The 17,087-nt window shown below is 56.3% G+C and carries 14 protein-coding genes; 5 read left to right on the top strand and 9 right to left on the bottom strand.

What is annotated here, in order from left to right; all coding sequences use genetic code 11:
- Window positions 1-41: 41 nt before the first annotated feature.
- The 8 genes from YUU_RS0125125 to YUU_RS0125085 form a co-directional block, all read right to left on the bottom strand.
- Window positions 42-2,906 (bottom strand): hypothetical protein, encoded by a 2,865-nt coding sequence (locus YUU_RS0125125; protein WP_027524862.1) that lies wholly within the window; start codon window positions 2,904-2,906, stop codon window positions 42-44.
- 16 nt (window positions 2,907-2,922) lie between these two features.
- A complete protein-coding gene (locus YUU_RS51735) occupies window positions 2,923-3,783 on the bottom strand; it encodes a glycosyltransferase (RefSeq protein ID WP_198031822.1) in 861 nt (286 codons plus the stop codon).
- 154 nt (window positions 3,784-3,937) lie between these two features.
- Complete coding sequence (locus tag YUU_RS0125115) at window positions 3,938-5,290, bottom strand: lipopolysaccharide biosynthesis protein (RefSeq protein ID WP_027524861.1); 1,353 nt, start codon at window positions 5,288-5,290, stop codon at window positions 3,938-3,940.
- Window positions 5,291-5,292: 2 nt separating this feature from the next.
- Complete coding sequence (locus YUU_RS51730; RefSeq protein WP_051389890.1) at window positions 5,293-6,339, bottom strand: glycosyltransferase family 9 protein; 1,047 nt, start codon at window positions 6,337-6,339, stop codon at window positions 5,293-5,295.
- The gene (gene rfaD / locus YUU_RS0125105) at window positions 6,336-7,322 is read right to left on the bottom strand and encodes an ADP-glyceromanno-heptose 6-epimerase (protein ID WP_027524860.1); all 987 of its coding nucleotides are present in this window, start codon (window positions 7,320-7,322) and stop codon (window positions 6,336-6,338) included. The genes YUU_RS51730 and rfaD overlap by 4 nt, the downstream gene beginning before the upstream one ends.
- Entirely contained in the window at window positions 7,319-8,785 is a 1,467-nt protein-coding gene (gene hldE / locus YUU_RS0125100) for a bifunctional D-glycero-beta-D-manno-heptose-7-phosphate kinase/D-glycero-beta-D-manno-heptose 1-phosphate adenylyltransferase HldE (RefSeq protein ID WP_027524859.1), read from the bottom strand. The genes rfaD and hldE overlap by 4 nt, the downstream gene beginning before the upstream one ends.
- 1 nt (window position 8,786) lies before the next feature.
- A complete protein-coding gene (locus YUU_RS56650; protein WP_198031821.1) occupies window positions 8,787-9,923 on the bottom strand; it encodes an AGE family epimerase/isomerase in 1,137 nt (378 codons plus the stop codon).
- A 115-nt stretch (window positions 9,924-10,038) separates the two neighbouring features.
- On the bottom strand, window positions 10,039-11,538 hold the full coding sequence (locus tag YUU_RS0125085; protein WP_245288091.1) for an undecaprenyl-phosphate glucose phosphotransferase: 1,500 nt from the start codon (window positions 11,536-11,538) through the stop codon (window positions 10,039-10,041).
- 231 nt (window positions 11,539-11,769) lie between these two features.
- Between YUU_RS0125085 and YUU_RS0125080 the strand changes: the two genes are divergently transcribed.
- From YUU_RS0125080 to YUU_RS0125065, 5 genes are all read left to right on the top strand, one after another.
- Window positions 11,770-12,792 carry an ABC transporter substrate-binding protein gene (locus tag YUU_RS0125080; protein ID WP_256375303.1) on the top strand — a complete coding sequence of 341 codons (1,023 nt, stop codon included), beginning with the start codon at window positions 11,770-11,772 and terminating at the stop codon, window positions 12,790-12,792.
- A gap of 199 nt (window positions 12,793-12,991) precedes the next feature.
- Complete coding sequence (locus tag YUU_RS56645; protein ID WP_245288089.1) at window positions 12,992-13,264, top strand: hypothetical protein; 273 nt, start codon at window positions 12,992-12,994, stop codon at window positions 13,262-13,264.
- A gap of 261 nt (window positions 13,265-13,525) precedes the next feature.
- Window positions 13,526-14,500, top strand: coding sequence for a GDP-L-fucose synthase (locus YUU_RS0125075; RefSeq protein ID WP_027524854.1), 975 nt, complete (start codon window positions 13,526-13,528; stop codon window positions 14,498-14,500).
- Between the two features lie 72 nt (window positions 14,501-14,572).
- Window positions 14,573-15,862 carry a WcaI family glycosyltransferase gene (locus tag YUU_RS0125070; protein ID WP_245288088.1) on the top strand — a complete coding sequence of 430 codons (1,290 nt, stop codon included), beginning with the start codon at window positions 14,573-14,575 and terminating at the stop codon, window positions 15,860-15,862.
- A gap of 223 nt (window positions 15,863-16,085) precedes the next feature.
- The gene (locus YUU_RS0125065; RefSeq protein ID WP_027524852.1) at window positions 16,086-16,304 is read left to right on the top strand and encodes a hypothetical protein; all 219 of its coding nucleotides are present in this window, start codon (window positions 16,086-16,088) and stop codon (window positions 16,302-16,304) included.
- Window positions 16,305-16,361: 57 nt separating this feature from the next.
- Here YUU_RS0125065 and YUU_RS0125060 read toward each other — a convergent pair whose 3' ends face one another.
- Window positions 16,362-17,048 (bottom strand): FkbM family methyltransferase, encoded by a 687-nt coding sequence (locus tag YUU_RS0125060; protein WP_084801552.1) that lies wholly within the window; start codon window positions 17,046-17,048, stop codon window positions 16,362-16,364.
- Window positions 17,049-17,087 lie beyond the last annotated feature (39 nt).

The following is a 17,087-nucleotide window of genomic DNA, read 5'->3' as shown; positions in this document are numbered from 1 at the left end:
ATTTTGAGGACAATCGCAGAGTGTTTTGAGCGTTGGTTGGATCATTTGACTATAAATACCACATCAACAACATTATCGATTCCGGCAAAACTTGGCTTTGTCAGAGCTTGGTGCTCGGGATGATGCAAGATGACTTTGGTTGCCCTCATGACTACATGCGAGCTGCCGCCTGCACCAGTGATTGGTGCTATCGTCGCAGTGGGGGCGAGGTCTTCGAGTTCGACGTCACTAAGGGTAACGTTCGTGTAGTCGCCGGACGGGAAGCGTATCGCGGGATAGATTCCGTTTAAAAAAGATGAGTTGTACGTTCCCTGCAATTTCTTGATAGTTAAATTTGTGCTCGGAAGGACGTCAAGCAAACCGTCGGGACGAAACGACGTGTAGTTTAACACTTGCGAATCTCGGGCAGCTATCTTGAGGGATAGCGCATAGCCGCTTCGGCTTCTCACATCATCGTCCCGTGATAAGCCGGCCCTGATACCAAGATCTAGGACATTTTCGATTAGAATGTGTCTGTTGCCAAGGTCGAGGTTTGCGCTGGTCGTGAGATAAAAAAGATGTGGTGGTGCAAACCACTTCCCAATTCCTCCGACGTTCTTTCCATCGAGATCTTGGAGATCTCCATAGCGAAGTGACCGAATATTTCGGAACTGAGAATCCTGCAAGACGCCGACCCAACCCATATATGCGCCGTCTATCTCCATATCGTCTACGTCGATTTCGCTTGGAGTCGATGACGAACGTTCAATAGCGGTTTGCGCGGACACCTGTTGATTGCTGTTAAACCCGATAGCCGTCGAAAAGCAAACAGGGATGTAGCGGCTTGCATCCGCGTCGTGGGTTGCGAATAGCTTCATGCCGCGTATTCTGATTTTGCTCGAGCTACCTAGAATGTAGAACACAGAAGCGGTTGCTGTTGGTCCTATCCACGGAGAGCTGACGTGACCCTTGGTTCGATCGAATACGATGCCCCTGTTCTTCGTCAGCCAAGGGGTTAGCGCGAGATCGTGGAAGGCTGCTGCCGGTTGATAGCTTCCCGGTCTGCGAACAAACCTGCCGTTGAGAGTGTATCCTCCCGTGTCCGGATCAACGGGCATGGAGCCTTTGTATTCTACACGCCAACCTCTCAGCTTGATGTCCTGACTGTTTGCGATGACCCAAGTCGGCATAAATACGTTGTCGATGATGAATTTTCCGTCAGCGGCGAAGTCGACGGTAGTCCCATCTTCAATAAAGATGGGCCGCGATATGTCTGTTCCGACATGGACAAATAGAGGGCAGTCGATCAATAGCTCAAACGAATTGTGTTTGGCCAGGTCGAACGCTCTGGCCACGCCATCCCGATCGTCGGTGCTGCCGTTGCAAGATGTCCACTCCCTGATGCTGCGATACGATCTTTCAGTGGCCTGTGCGCTATCCGAGAAGTAGAAAAGTGCAATGAGCGCGGTTGCAGGGACATAACAATTAACTAGGCGTCGTTGTCTAAGACTTCGAAATCGAAGCGAGGGAGCAAAGTACATTTGGAGGACTCGGCCAGCTATAACGATAATCAATGCGCAGCGAAAATGGTCGAGAATTCCCCCCACAGTACCTTCAACCTGCAGGAGCGTGTAGAAGAGCCCGTAGAAGACGACACCAAAAGCTGCGAGTCCGCCAAAGCGATGGCAGATCACCAAGAGCGCTCTGAACATCAGGTTGATCGCAAGGACATAAATGAAGAAGCCAAAGTAGGAAAAATCTATGTATCCCTCCAATAACAGTGTCTGAGCATAGTCGCTGTATGGAATTCCAGTCATGTTCGTCCAAAGAGCCTCGTTGGCGCCTCCAAGTTGGTCAAGAACGTATGTTTTGTCGAAGAATGCCGACGGCAACGCCAACAGAAACTGGGTGATCGCCTCCAAGCCGAGAAAAGGGCGGGTCACATACCGAGCCACGAGCGCGTAGGAATCGAGAATCAGAGCGCGCGCTGCAGCTTGATCTTGGTACATCGATACGGTGTTAGGATCGACACTTCCAAGTTGAGACAGTAACTCGAACAGGTCGACACGGGCGCCGCTACGAGACCAACTGAGTACTCTGAGAGTGACAAATATCCGAGTTAGGAACAGTCCAATGGGAGCGAGTAACGCGAGCCAGGCGCCTAGAATAACGAGTTTGCGCGCGGATAGTCGAAAGTGATTCCGCGCCGCCAAAAAAGTAATGACGCCTAATAAAAGTTGCACCATGAGGAAGCGGCGGCCAACTGGTAGCCACCACAAGACTTGCAATAAGAGTACGCTAAGCGACAGTAGCAATACTAAAGTTTCCGAGAGGCGATTCATGCGGAGGCGGCTTGACAGGGTGCCGCTTACGAGGCCGCAGAACCCTGCAAGCCCAACAGTGACTTGGCCTGCGAGAAGGACAATTGGTGACGTCCGCTCGCCTTGCGAGAAATTTGTAGATCCGTACGTCCACTGTTGCGTTAGCAAGAGCACGGTTTCAAGAAGGGCTAGCCCCAAGATCAAGGAGCCGATCTGGCCGATGTTCTGGGATATCGCTCGTCGAGAAAAGTAATTGCTGACATCGATATCGTGCTGATCGCTTGATCCGAAGACGAGCAAAGGAAACGCGATCATAAGGATCGCGAAGCCGTGTCCCCAATAGTCCTCTTGAACGAGACTTGCCTGGAAGGCAGCAGCTAACCCAAATGGAAACAAGTAGGCCGCGACTGTGGCATACGCGGTTATGCAGAAGACGTTGATTCGGCCGAGTAGCAGATATCGCATAATCGCGACTGCCGAAAGTCCCGAGACGAAGAAGCAATCGACAAGACACAGATTGTAGGTCTGGAACAGCGCGCTCTCGCACAGGCCAAAGAAGTAGGCCGTGGTGGCGGCAAGGTAGACAAATAGAAGCGTTTTGCTCATTTTTGTGCAACTTGCATCAAGCGGTTCCGAGTTGAGTTACGACGTTGAGGAACAGGTTCTCGTTGAAATACCCATTCCGAAGCGCGCGAAGGTGACCAGCTCGTGCGGTCTGTGCAAGCCTGGATGGATCTGAAAGCAGATCCATACACTTTCTTGCGCATTCCTTGGCGTCGTCAAAGAAGAGAGCTTCGCGATCTTCCTCATACATAATGAGGTGTTCTGAAGTTCTTTGCGCGCATAGCACTGTACCGATCGATGGAATCTCCAATGATCTGGTCGTGTGAAGATCCTCGTTTCCCTTTGACAGTAGCCCGATAGCGATCGAGCTGCATTGTATTGCTTTGACGTAGTCATCATCGGGAGACAGCTCGCCCAGCCTAATGTGACTTGTAAGTCTGCGATATTCCGGCGCCCTCTCCCATCGCGGACCAAAAATAGTAAGCGGGACGCCCATGTCGATTAGGCTCTCGAGGAAAGCTCCTCTCTCGGGCATCCAAGTCCCAATGAAGCTGACGCGCGACTTGAAAGTGTTCTCATCAACTTCCGAGATGGTGCGGGCTCGGTGAACGACCTCGTCGGCGGCAAACATGACTCTGGCGACCTTGCGTGCTCCCGCATCTTTGGCAAGGACCACACTGGATTCTCGAGGAGTTACCACCAGATCATATTCAGGTATTGCTGATCGGAAGAGTCTCCATCGATGGCCGTCGCGCGAGACGTATGGGTTGTCTTGGCAATAATTGACTATCGGAGTTCGATACCTCCTCAAGTCTCTGATCAGCTTCCGGCTGCATAAGTCGCCGTGGTCCACCCAAATCAAGTCGAAGCTGTCGTCTACGATCGCATCATTGACGTATCTTCGGATGGAAGTGGCCAAGCCTAGATGCCCGGTCTTGAAACCCCAAGCAGCCATCCGCCTTGGCACCGCTGCATGGGGATCCACAGATTGGACGCTGTGTCCCAACCGAGTCATCGCAAGTGATCGCTGTCTTGAGGTGCCAGAACTCGAGCCAAGATAGAGGATCTTCATTTTAGAGCGAGGCCTCGCGCTTAGCTTGGTGCTTTACGTCGACACCTAGCACGCCAATCATGGCAACGTGGGTCGCCAGCAAAGCTATGGCAACAGCGTTGAGCGAGAATCGCTGCGCGGTGACGCTAATACCAGCTACCGCGATGATGCTCAGGATGCCAAAGGCGTATGATGAAGCGACGTGTCGGTTTATCGCCGCAAGAGCTACAAATCCTGTGGTCCACACCATCTCTGCTGCGGTCGCTAGGATTAGTAACGAGAACCACGGCTCATCAGGTTGAATGGCACCTTTTGTCCAGTAATTCAGGAGCAATCTGCCCAACAAAAACAAGCTCGCGACATATGCTAGTACTGCTAATGCGGAAAGCGTTGCGTGCCATTTTATCAGTGTCGGGAGTCTTTGCCGGTTGGAAGAGTAGAGGGCGGTGTACTCAGGAAGAAATGTTGCATTCAGGAAGTTTGTACCTGTCGTTCCGACGCGAACCAATGTGCGACACGCCGAAAATACGGCGACTCGAATGGGATCGGTGAGTGCGCCCAGCACGATCACCGGCCCTTGGATCATCAGAAGTTGGGCAAGAGTCTGTGCCAGAAAGGCGAGGGAGGGGCCGGCCAACTCTCGCACTCGCGAAAAACTGGCCATCGAAAGCCCAACGCGAAGCCAGGGCGAAGAAACTCGCAATTGGTACCAGACCGCCAGGCATACAAGAAGTCGTGACGCGAGGATGGCGAGTGCCGCGCCGACAAAATCGGTCCAGATCATTGCGCCGATAATTGTCGATACCCCCTCAAGAAGTCGTCCGGTGGCCGTCCATGCGACTTCTCCCGCGGGCCGCCCAATCGCGCGGAGTCCGCCCGCCAGCAGCATCAGGTATTGATAGACAAGAACGCTAGCTGAAAGGGCGGCGATGGTGATCTTGGCGGACTGATCACTAGCATTGCCGATCCTAAGAGCGCTGCTCGGATCAAAAACCACGAGACATGCAATTATTGCAGCGATAGCAAAGAGAGCTATTAGGGTAATGAGCACAAACGTGCTCTGATAGATCTCGAGAGCGGACTTTCGGTCTCCGCGCGCTACGCTGATGGTAAGAGCATTTTTGGCTGAAAGTGTGAAACCCAAGTCTGCGAAAGTCAGATAGCTTGGAATCGCTGACAGCAAGACCCAGACGCCATACTGTTCGGCGCCCCAATAGTACAGGAGCACTGGAATAAGAGCGAGCTGAATACCAACCGTCACCACCTGGTTATAAATCTGCGCCCCAAATGTCGTGATGAGGCGCCGACGGGACTCGGAGCCTGAAGCTTCGAGACCCCTGAGGTTTCCAAAACGACTGAAGAGGGCGGATAGCATGTCTAGTGCCCGCCCATCTCGCTGACTCCAGCCGGCCGCGCGAGGCTGTGGGACATTAGCCTCGATGCCGCCTCGACCACCTCATCGACCTGGATCGCCGAAATTCCATGCATGTTGTGAATGATGCAATGCCCGGCCCCATATGGGTGCCACTTCATCGGTCTGTTGAAATCGCCAAACAGTCCAATACACGAAACACCGGCTGCGGCAGCAAGATGAAGCGGGCCGGAGTCATGTCCGATGAAGAGTTTGGCGGGACGGAGGGCGACAGCACTCTCTCGCGGCGAAAGTCGTCCGCACGCGTCGATCACGGTGTTGGGCCAGACCTGTCCTACGTGCCGCGCCCGCTCGGAATCTTCGGCCGCGCCTACAATGAGCAAGGCGTGATCTCCAAACGACTCTGACAGCCGCTGCAGGAGCTGCAACCAGCGCTCGACGCCCCAGTCTTTCTCGGCAGCCTTGCCGCCCATATTAATGGCAATCAGTGGAGCCTTAACGCCGGCGATGAGCTGCTCGCCCTGGTACGCTTCCTGTTCTGTCAGCATCAGATCCCAGGCTGAGGCTGACCCGAGATCTATTGGGCCGAGTTCGAACAGCGTTCGGGCAAGGCGCTCGCATTCGCGCTCTTCAACGCCGGTCTTCGGATCGAGCCGATTGTTCTGAAGGTCATGCGTTCTCGGAAGCCCGACGATCCTGCGTAGGCCGCTAAGCTGAAAGAAATATTTGTCCCGGATGACCTTCAAGCGACCTCGCGCAGGCATCAGGTACACGAGCGTATCGACATCAAGCGCACGAATGGTTTGCGATAGCTTCCAGAGCTCGGCAAGCGATCTGGTGCCCACAGGATAGGAAATATAACTGTGGATCAGTCCGCTGTCGCCGAGAATGGTTTGGAGCGGTGCGGCCTTTGTCGACACGGGAATGTTGGTGAGCAGGATGCGGTCCGCATCCGGAAACATCTCCGCGATCTTGTGAAAGCAGGGCAGGGCGACAATGGTATCTCCCAGGCTGCCCAGACGATATACCAGGACCTTCTTCGTTCGGGTCATCGATAGCGATCGTCCTGCAGCAGATATTTCTCGAGATAGTCCTCGATCCCATCCTCCAGGCTAGCGAACTCAAAGCTCATGCCAGCTCTCCGAAGCTTGGTCATGTCCGCTTGGGTGAGGTATTGATATTTCGCTCTGATGGCCTCTGGCATGTCGATGAATTCAATCGGAACATGCTTGTTGAGGTGAGCGCGCACCAGCGTTGCAAGATCAAGAAATGACCGCGCCTTGCCAGTGCCGAGGTTGAAAATGCCGCTAAGAGCCGGGTTGTCCAGAAACCAGCAGACAGCTCTGGAGCAGTCCCGCACGTAGACAAAATCGCGCAGCTGTTCGCCATCGCGGATATTCGGGCGATGGGATTTGAATAGTTTGATTCCCTGCCCGGCGCTGATCGTATCGAACAGCTTCGAGATGACGCTACGCATGTCATCTTTGTGGTATTCGTTGGGACCATACACGTTGAAAAACTTGAGCCCGACCCATTGCGGTGGCTTTGGTTGGCCGTTGGCCACGCGCGCCGCAAAGATCTGATCGACAGCTTTCTTGCTCCAGCCATATCCATTCAGGGGGCGGAGTTCATTTAAGAAAGCGAGGTCATCCTGGTCCGAAAAGTCGGCTTCGCGGGCTCCGTACGTTGCCGCCGACGAGGCATATATGAATGGCACGTGCGACATGGCGCACCAATCCCAAAGACTGACGCTGAAGTTCACGTTGAGTTCGATGAGTCGATCCACGTCCTTCTCGGTCGTCGCGGAGATTGCACCCATATGGATGACGGCTCGAATTGCCGAGGCGTTGGCATTCAGGAAGTCGATCAGACGCTCTGGCGCGACGAATGCAGCAACGGATCTCTTGGCGAGATTTAGCCACTTGTCGCCGCTGCCAAACCAGTCGCAGACCGCGATCGGCCCTTTGCCCAATTTCTCCAGGTCCGCAACGATATTCGAGCCGATAAATCCGGCCGCCCCAGTTACAACGATCATCGTGCACTCGTATTGGAAATCTGAGCAATGACGTTCGAGGTGCTGCGCCCCGGTACGAACTCGCTTCGCAGGACCGATCCACCATGCGCGAGCACAAAAGATGCGCCGACGATCTGATCAATTTCGTAGTCCGCTCCCTTGACCAGAACCTCAGGAGCGATGGATTCGATGATCTCAAGGGGGGTGTCCTCCTCAAAGATGACCACTGCATCCACCATTTTCAAAGAAGCAAGCAAGGTGGCTCGATCGATCTCGCTGTTGATCGGCCGCGTGGGCCCCTTCAGCCGCTTGACAGATGCGTCGCTGTTCACCGCAACAATCAGGCGATCGCAATTTGATCTGGCGAAGTTCAGGAGTTTCAGGTGCCCGACATGCAGGATGTCGAAGCATCCGTTTGTAAAACCGATCCGTAGACCATCCTTTCTCCAGAGCGCAATCCGCGACTTGACATCATCGAGCACAAACAGGCGTGCTGACGTTTCGTCGTCAGAAAATTTCTGCGCGGAGGCAAGTGTCTCGAGAAGTTCGCTTCTGGTAACGGTGGCCGTGCCATGCTTACTCACCACTACCCCGGCAGCACAGTTCGCAAGGGCTGCCGCTTCTTCCAGTTCGGCGCCGGCTCCGACAGCCAGGGACAGCGTGGCAATTGCTGTATCGCCCGCACCCACGACATCGGCAACCTCGCGTGCGCTGGCGGCGATGTGGATCGGTTCCTTTTTCCTCCCGAGAAGCGTCATACCTTTTTCGGCGCGGGTGACGAGGATGTTCTCAATGGTCGTGTTGCTTAAGACCGCGTGGCATGCCTTGACCGCAGAGCCATTGTCGATTGCAGGATCGATGCCGGTTGCGGCGAGCAGTTCCTTGGAATTGGGAGTGATGACGGTCGCGCCTGAGTATCGCTCGAGGTGCTGCGATTTGGGGTCCACCAGCACAGGCACCTTTGCTTCTTGCGCAAGCTGAATGGTGCGTCGGATGACGGTATCGGTCAGGACGCCTTTGGCGTAATCTGAAAGCACGACCACATGGTGGCCCGGCAATACCCGGGAGACGAGGTCGAGCAACTCCAACTCAAGATCACGCGAGAGATCTTCGGCGCACTCGATGTCTGCTCGAATGACGTGTTGTCCTTGCGATATGTATCGGAGTTTCTCTGTGGTCGGGCGATCGTTGGATGTTACAAACTGAACCGATACGCGTGTGTCGCATTCAAGTTCGCTCACAAGTGTTCTGCCGGCGTCATCGTCGCCGATCAAGCCGACCAACGTACAGGAGCCGCTGAGAGAGCTAATATTTCGCGCGACGTTGGCTGCGCCGCCGGGAATCTGCTCGGTCTTCCTGATCGATATCACCGGGACGGGGCGCTCGGGAGAGATCCGCTTGATGTCGCCGCCGACGAAGCGATCAAGCATCACGTCGCCTATGCATAACACTCTCACGGAGGAGAACTTATCTACTGTCAACATCTTATGCGTGGCTTTCCTGAGGGGCGGCGTTGAAACTCGATTTCGAGCTGCTGCTAGCTGCGGAATCGATCAGCGCAGCAAATGCTCCAACGATATGATAGAGAGACGTGGCGGGGGCGGGCTCAAGGATAAACTGATCGGACAAACCATCGTGTCGCTCCGCCCACAGGCCGGGGGTAGGTGCTGCATCCAGGAAGCACCATAGGGCCGCCGTAGCCTGTTCGAGTGATGCCGCATCCGTTGGAGATGCATTTTCCAGGGCAGCCAGTTCTGCGCGGACCCATTCGGCGTGAGGCCACAGTCTCACCGCAGACCCAAGCGCATTCCCCTGGCTGTCCAATTCTCCGAACAGCAGTCGAGTCTTGGGATTCTTGCCGAACTGGTGAGCAGTTCGATAGATATCAGGGAGGCTGGATTGAGGCGTCCCGGTCGCCTTCTGATACTGCCTGAGAAGCCAGATCCACTCGAATAGATGCCCGGGCTCGACGACGTCGCGGACATCGGAGCTGCGGGAGAGTGAATCGTCGAAATATTCGCCAATCATTCCGGAAGATGCGTTCAGGAAGTGCAGCTCGAAAATGGAAACCAGTTCGTCGGCGAGACGCCGAAACCTGCCCGTGTCGTCGAAGGGAAGCCAGGCGAGGCTTGCCTCGAGCAGGTGCATATGTGGATTTTGTCGCCTTGGTCCGCGGTGTGGCAAACCTTCGCGAAAGCCGGCGATCGGGTGGCGCAGTTGTGTGTTGAGATGTTCCAGAACGAGAAGAGCCTCCTCTCGTTCTCGTTCTTGCTTCAACAGCCGATACGAATGGGCCAGACTAAACAGCACGAAGGCGAGATCATACGTATCTTGATCCTTGGAACGCGGTTGGCAGTCCGCCTCGAAATGCGAGAGATAGCCGCCAGTTGTGGTTCGGGCTTTGGTGTATAGAAACTCCAAGCCGTGCTCGACGGCAACTTTTCCTTCTTCGAAGCCCAGTCGGCTGGCTTCAGCGAACGCATAGATCTGTCGTGTAGCGGTTCTCAGCCTCTTTCGGTCAGCGTTGTTCGCGCAGGTCACGAGATCAAGCGCGTCATAGAAGCCGCCTTGGCTCCAATCAATTCCATTTTTGAACCAGAAAGGGGCTGCGCAACTAGTCACCCAGTCTCGCGCCCTATGGGCCTGTTTGATCAAAGTGCTACACATGCTGCATGCTGCGCGAGCCGGCTAACTGCTCGTGGCAGAAAACCGTCGTACCAAGCTCCTCTGTGCTTTTCTAATAGGCGGTGCGCTGGCCGAGACTTACGAGTGCTGTCTTGCAAAGTATGACGAAGTCCAGCCACAGGCTCCAGTTGTTGATATACCACAGGTCGTATTCGACCCGCTTCTCCATCAACTGCAAAGTATGAGTTTCTCCGCGGTAACCATTAACTTGAGCCCAGCCAGTGATGCCGGGCTTGACGTGGTGGCGGAAGGCGTAGTGTCCGATGATTTGCTCATACTCCGAGTTGTGGGCGGCCGCATGCGGGCGGGGACCAACAAGCGACATGTCGCCCTTGAGCACGTTGAGAAGCTGCGGAAGCTCGTCGATCGAGGTCTTGCGCAGCCATTTGCCGATAGCCGTAACGCGCGGGTCGTTCTTCTGCGCCTGCCGAATCGTCAGGCCGTCCTCTAGTACGCGCATAGTGCGGAATTTAAAAATTTTGAAGGCGCCCCCGTTAAAACCGTTGCGGGTCTGTCGGAAGAACACCGGCCCCTTCGACGTTGCTTTGATCAGGATGGCTGTCACCAGCATCACGGGGACGAAGACGATCAGCGCGAGGCTCGCGCCCACAAGGTCGAGCGTGCGCTTGAGCACCCGTTCCTTCCAGGAGAGCGGTGCGCGGCGCAATTCCGCGGTCCAGGTGTTGCCGGTATTCACCAGCGGATATCGCAGGAAGCGCGCGGCGTGGGCATCGGGCACCAGATGCACGGGGACGGGTAGGATCTTCAGGGCGTCCAAAATGCTGTCGATTGCGTGCTGCCGGCTCCAGCTCATCAGGAGGAAGATGTGCTCGATCCGGTTCTCCCTTGCATAGGCGATCAGTTCATCAAGGCGCGGGCCGATGGACGAGAGCAGGAGGGGCGAGGCGAACTCCTTGGAGCGGATCTCCATGATCCGCATTAGTCGATAGCCGTGCTGGGCAAGATCCATCATCGCGTTGGAGGAGGCCGGCAGCCCGAATTCGGCAATCATGACCGCGCGGCTGTTGGCGAAGGCGCCGGTGCGCTGCGCGTGCGCCGTCCAGCGCGCGGCTGCGGCCTTCCAGGCAAGCAGCACGGCGAGGCCGATCAGATAGAACGAGATCGTGGTGCCGCGGGAAAAGTTTTCGCTCAGTTTCATGGTGAAGGCGATTGCCAGCAGTGCGCCGAACAGCCCCGTCCACGTCATCAGCGTCATGCGCAAAGTGCGCGGCAGGTTGGTGATGGTCTTCAGGCGGTAGCCGTGCTGGACCGTGATCAGGAGGGCGAGATTGATCGCCACAAGCACGCTCGCCGCGGCATAAACCTCGGCCTTGCCGCCCAGCGATTGCGTAAAGAGGTGGTAGGCCGCCGCACAGCCAATCCCGCTGACCACAACCAATACGGCATCCACGCACATCACAATGCGTTCGACTACCATAGGTCGTAGCCAACTCGATGCGAAGCTTTGGGATGTTGCCCGATCGTGCTCTAGAACGTGGATTTCCGCAGCAGAATCAGGAGTAGACACCGGTCGAGCCGATAAAATTGTCATCGCTCTAAAGCTCACTTACGATAAAAGTCCTATCCCGATGCGCGTGCTATCGGGCAAAACCGCAATCAAAACAAGGCGAAGGAAAAAGTAACCTTACCCCAGCTGTTCTCTTGTATCGCATCCTCTGCCCCAATCGATATGCCAAATTTCACAAATCCGTTTAGGAAGCTCTCAGTGTCCCAGAGCCGGTCCCAGCGCCGATCCAAGAGGAGGACCCGCCGGTACGCTACCATCGGCCTTGCAGCCGCCGCACTTCTGGGGACGGCGCTCCTGGTCCAGCGCCCCGATTCCGTACCGAAACAGGCCCTGAGAGTCCCCGCAGCCAAGGTCGCGCTGCTTCTGGATGGACCATACGGAGCCCGGTTTGCGGGCGAAATAGCTGCCCTCAAGCAGGGATTCTTTGCTTCCGATACCAGCTTGGCGGTCCGCCCAGACGATCCTGACTTCGTCCAGACCATTGCACGCGAACATGCCATCGGCGTGACGAGTGGTCAGAAGTTTCTGCTGGCGGCCTGGCGCGGCGTGCCTGTGACCGCCTTTGCTGCGAGCTTCCTCGACACTTCGGTCGCGATCTTCGCGCTGGAAAGTTCGGGATTGAGGCGCCCCGCCGACCTGATCGGCAAGCGCCTCGGTTGCCGGAGGGGCAGCGAGGGCGACGTGATCTTCGACGCCATGATGGCGCAGCTTGGCCTGCCGCGGAGCCAAATTACAAAAGTGGCCGATCGCGACGGCTTCGACGCGCTCCGCGCTGGCGAGGTCGACGCCGTCATCGCCGCGATCAATGACCAGCCAGATCCGACCAGCCCCGGCTACGTCCGGTTGAATGTCATCAAGCCGCAGGAATACGGCATCCATGTCCCAGGGCTGGTCTATTTCGCTAGCAACGATCTCATTCATGATCGACCATCAGTCATCGCCGACGCGCTCCAAGGCCTCATCAGAGGATGGCAGTTTGTCTATTCAGACTATGCACGGAGCGTGCCGGTTCTCGCCAGCGTTGATCCCGAAAAGCTGAAGCCTGATCGGTTGAAATTCGAGCTTCAGCAGCAGCGAAACCTGGTGCTGCCGACCGGAGGGCGTATCGCCGACTATGATGAAAGTCGGTGGAGGACCCTCCGGGATATCCTGAAATTTGCAAAGCTCGGGGAAGAAGAGGTGCCCTTGGCCCAGTCCGTGAACTACCAATTCGTCAGGGATGTATACCGCCGTTCACCCAATCTTGGGGGTCCTGGAGCCTGGAGCGGGGAAAACTAGGGCCAAGAAGCCACAGTCGTGCGCCATATTAGAGCCAATCACCGATCTGAGAGGGGGGACCCCGTTGCCTTCATGCTACTGGGGTTGGTAATCTTTGGTCGCGGTTTGTGGCTGATCTCTGGATTTTCGGATAGCCAGGCCGCTGCAGCGGGCCCTCCTAAGGCGCCTGCGGCGGAATGGGGCGAAGGAGCTTTTGGGGATGTTCAAAACGTTTGCGCGAGTTGGTCTTTTTGCCGTGGCCACTTCTTTCTTTGCAGCGAGCGGCGCACATGCAGCGATGCAAATGCCCGCCGCGGCTGCCCTGCTGACTGGCGAGAATCAGGTCACCCCAGTTACGTTCTGGGCCCAGCCTTATCCCTACCGTTATGTGCCGGCGCGCCGCTGCCCGCTGGTGCGTGTTGAGACGCCGTATGGCTGGTACATGGATCGCGTCTGTGCACCTGCAGGCCCCGTCCTGCGTCGGGCTTACTGACCGGCCAACTGCTCAAGCTTGACTCGATCGAAGAAGCGGTCGTGCGGCCCGCACGGCTGCTTTGTCTATTTCCAAGCCAACAGTCTGCCGTCGAATTGCTCAACGGGGCTGTTCACCAAACATGCGATTTGGCGGGAACATGGGCTACCGCTCCGTAAAGATTGTGTTAACAAGCTGAGTGTGCTGCACTGCAGCGCGTTTGGAATGGAAATGGGGGCTGTGCTGTGGGTTCTTCCGTAAAGGGCCCAGGCGAGGTGGCTTATGACAGGGGCATCAACCTACAATCTTTCCGGAAAGCGGGTCTTTGTGGCCGGCCATCGCGGCATGGTCGGTTCAGCCGTCGTGCGACGCCTTGCATCTGAGAATTGCGCAGTTCTCGTTGCTGATCGTTGTGATCTCGATCTGACAAAGGAAGAGCCGACGCTGCGATGGTTTGAAGCTAACCGGCCGGACGCCGTGATTCATGCGGCCGCAAAAGTCGGAGGCATCGCGGCCAACAACAATTTCCCGGTCGATTTTCTCTGCGACAACCTTGCACTCGAGCTGAACGTCATCCGCGCGAGTCACGCGGTCGGCGTCCGGCGTCTGCTGTTTCTGGGGTCGTCCTGCATCTATCCAAAGCATGCCAAGCAACCGATCAGCGAAGACGAATTGCTGACCGGGCCGCTCGAGCCCACCAACGAATGGTATGCGATCGCGAAGATCGCTGGGCTCAAGATGTGTCAGGCCTATCGTCGCCAATATGGAGACGATTTCGTCTCGGCGATGCCTACCAATCTCTATGGTCCAGGCGATAACTACCATCCCGATCATAGCCACGTGCCGGCAGCACTGATCCGGCGCTTCCACGAAGCGAAGTTAGCCAACGCGCCAACGGTGACGGTATGGGGCACGGGGACGCCGCTTCGCGAATTTCTCAACGTCGATGATTTTGCTGACGCCTGCGTCTTCCTGCTGAAACAATATTCCAGCGACACGCCGATCAATGTCGGCAGCGGCGATGAATTGTCGATCGCCGATTTTGCTGCAACGGTTGCAGACATCGTCGGCTACAAAGGCAAGCTCGTCTTCGATACGTCCAAACCCGATGGTACGCCCCGCAAGCTGCTCGATAGTTCGAGGATGCGCGCACTTGGTTGGCGGCCGAACATCGCTCTGCGGTCCGGTCTCGCTGCGGCCTACGCAGATTTCCTAAAAGGGCACGGCCGTCATTTGGCGGTGAGCGCAACCAGCTAAGCGAAATCGGTTGGACTTCAAAGCTTTTCAAACCCTGAACTTTGAATTGGATTGCGCTTTATGCGTGTTCTCTTGGTCGGCATCAACTATGCGCCCGATCTGATCGGAGTGGCAAAATACAATGCTGAGCTCTGCGAAAGCCTTGCCGCCGAAGGGCATGACGTCAGAGTGATCACGGCTCCGCCTTATTACCCGGCCTGGAAGACTCCGACGGACTTCAGGAGCTCGTATTTCAGGTCGAAGTGGATCGGTGGTGTCCGTGTGAGGCGTGCACCGATCTATGTGCCCCAACATCCGTCTGGCGCGAAGCGGCTAGTTCATCACGCCTCGTTCGCGCTCTCAAGCGCCGTGCCATTGCTTATCGACGCGCTCTCTTGGCGGCCAGACGTCATGATCGCAGTCGCGCCGTCTCTAATGTCGGCTGCCTTGGTCTCGTTCGTCGCTCGTCGCGTCGGTGCCAAATCATGGCTTCACGTCCAGGATCTCGAGGTCGATGCAGCCTTTGATCTTGGTCTGCTGCGCAACCATTCTCTGCGCAAGTGGATGCTGCGAGCGGAAGCGGCGATCCTCAAGTCGTTCGATCACGTTTCAACGATCTCTGAGGCGATGCTGCTGCGCCTAGCAATCAAGGGGCTGGCTCCCAACAAAGCGCTTGAGGTCAGAAACTGGATTGATACCAGCGCGATCTGTCCCGGCTCGCGAATGACGAAGTATCGCCAGGAGCTGAAGCTTGGTGACGACGACATCGTTGCGCTCTACTCAGGAACGATGTCGCACAAGCAAGGCCTTGAACTCATAGTAGAGGCCGCGATCAAGTTGGAGCACAGCCACCCACATATTCACTTCATTCTTGCGGGTGGGGGACCGCGCAAGAAGAGACTCGAAGATATGGCTTCGGGACATGCAAACGTGCATTTCCTTGGACTTCAGCCCAACGAGAGCTTCAATGAATTGATGGCGACGGCCGATTTTCATCTCATTCCGCAGAAGGCGGCGGCGGCCGATCTGGTGTTGCCCTCGAAACTTGGCGCGATCTTCGCGTCCGCTCGGCCGGTCATCGCGATGGCCGAAGAAGGTACAGGGCTGGCGGCGGAAGTGACCGGCGCAGGCATCGTGATCCCGCCCGGAGATTCGTCCGCTCTGGAAGTTGCGATTTGCCAGCTCAGCGAGGCGCCCGCGCTCCGCCGGCGTTGTGGCGAGGAAGGACGAAAGCGCGCCCTTGATCGCTGGGATCGGCGGACCATCGTCCGCCGGTGGGCGGAAGTCATAGCAGGTCAGCGCAGTTCGAGCGAGAAAGAGGGCCTGGACCCAACGGCCGTCAATGACAACATTGGGCTTCTTGGGGAGGATGCGGTTCGCTAGCCCTGACGTGCTTGGTCTCAACCCAGCTGGGTTGCACGCACGCCGTCCGGCGCGACTGGACGGAAACAAGCACACAATGGGCGCTTAGTCGGGCTGGTTGCGGTCAACCCATTCGGCGTAAGTGGCACGATCCCTGGGGGAGAGCACGGGAAGGCCTGTTGATCGCCGCGCCGATTACGCAGAAGATCGAAGCGGGCTAGAGGCAAAGCCGAGGGAACGGCTGATGCCAAGAACTCTCCAGGAACAACTGGACCAGGTTGAGCGCGACATCGAGCTGTACTCAGAATTTGATAAGGCTGAGAAAGCTCGGTTCAATCGCGAGTCCTACTTATGGACCGTAGAAGATCGCATCGAGTGGCAGGAGATACAATCTGACAATGCTGAAAGACTTCGCGAATTGCTCGAAGAGCGTGACGCTCTGCGCACGCAGCTGAACCCGTGACGGCGTATTGTCGCATGTTCCCTCGACCTGAAGGGGGAGAACCGGCAGCCCACGGCCTTAGACGCGTTCGAACAAGATGTCGAAATAGGCGCCACCAGACGCACGCTTCGCAAACCGGTCCTCGCGGCTCACCTGAAAGCCAAAAGGTTTCAGATACGCGCATAATTGCTCAACGGTCGCACAATTCCGATATGACTCAAAGTCCGCGGCTTCGGCCTTGATGAATCTGAATTGCCGCAAGAGTTCTTGCGCACCCCGCAGCACCAGCAACTCCGAGCCCTGGGTGTCCAACACAAGGGCATCGTATTGCCCGGGATCGACCTGCCACATCTCAAGAGCCGTTTTCAACGTCGAAGAATGAATCGTTATGTCGCGGACGTAGTGCACATCCGGCCAAATGTCCTTGTGGCCATGCAAATCCAGAATGGACGATGACAGGCCATCATTATTTGAGACATGGAACGTATAGGGCTTGCCATCAGTATCCGCGATCAGCGCATTGATTGCCCGCTGGTCGGGCAGCGAACGAATGTTTTGTCGAAGCTTTTCAAATTGCTCCGGGACAGGCTCTATCCACGCCACCTTGAGTTTGTGTCGAGAATAGAGGTCTCGTTCTTGGCCAGCATTTGCCCCGACATGGATTACGCCGGAACATAGTTCCAGATAGTAGTTGGGATCGCCGTAAAGGCGGCGCGAAATGTAGCGGTGCAATCGACCGGCCATGCGTAGCGGTGCAGTGAGCATGACGAGTTTGCCTGTTCTTGTCGCCCGAACAGCCCATAG

It is taken from the genome of Bradyrhizobium sp. Ec3.3, assembly GCF_000472925.1.
Taxonomy (GTDB): Bacteria; Pseudomonadota; Alphaproteobacteria; order Rhizobiales; family Xanthobacteraceae; genus Bradyrhizobium.
The sequence above is the reverse complement of the archived record's forward strand: the minus strand, read 5'-3'. Positions and strand labels throughout refer to the sequence as shown.

Excerpts from the sequence above, each read along its gene's own strand:
- YUU_RS0125125 (WP_027524862.1), bottom strand. The coding sequence starts at position 2,906 with ATGAGCAAAACGCTTCTATTTGTCTACCTTGCCGCCACCACGGCCTAC.
- YUU_RS0125115 (WP_027524861.1), bottom strand. The coding sequence starts at position 5,290 with ATGCTATCCGCCCTCTTCAGTCGTTTTGGAAACCTCAGGGGTCTCGAA.
- YUU_RS51730 (WP_051389890.1), bottom strand. The coding sequence starts at position 6,339 with ATGACCCGAACGAAGAAGGTCCTGGTATATCGTCTGGGCAGCCTGGGA.
- rfaD (WP_027524860.1), bottom strand. The coding sequence starts at position 7,322 with ATGATCGTTGTAACTGGGGCGGCCGGATTTATCGGCTCGAATATCGTT.
- hldE (WP_027524859.1), bottom strand. The coding sequence starts at position 8,785 with ATGTTGACAGTAGATAAGTTCTCCTCCGTGAGAGTGTTATGCATAGGC.
- YUU_RS0125085 (WP_245288091.1), bottom strand. The coding sequence starts at position 11,538 with ATGACAATTTTATCGGCTCGACCGGTGTCTACTCCTGATTCTGCTGCG.
- YUU_RS56645 (WP_245288089.1), top strand. The coding sequence starts at position 12,992 with ATGTTCAAAACGTTTGCGCGAGTTGGTCTTTTTGCCGTGGCCACTTCT.
- YUU_RS0125075 (WP_027524854.1), top strand. The coding sequence starts at position 13,526 with ATGACAGGGGCATCAACCTACAATCTTTCCGGAAAGCGGGTCTTTGTG.
- YUU_RS0125065 (WP_027524852.1), top strand. The coding sequence starts at position 16,086 with ATGCCAAGAACTCTCCAGGAACAACTGGACCAGGTTGAGCGCGACATC.
- YUU_RS0125060 (WP_084801552.1), bottom strand. The coding sequence starts at position 17,048 with ATGCTCACTGCACCGCTACGCATGGCCGGTCGATTGCACCGCTACATT.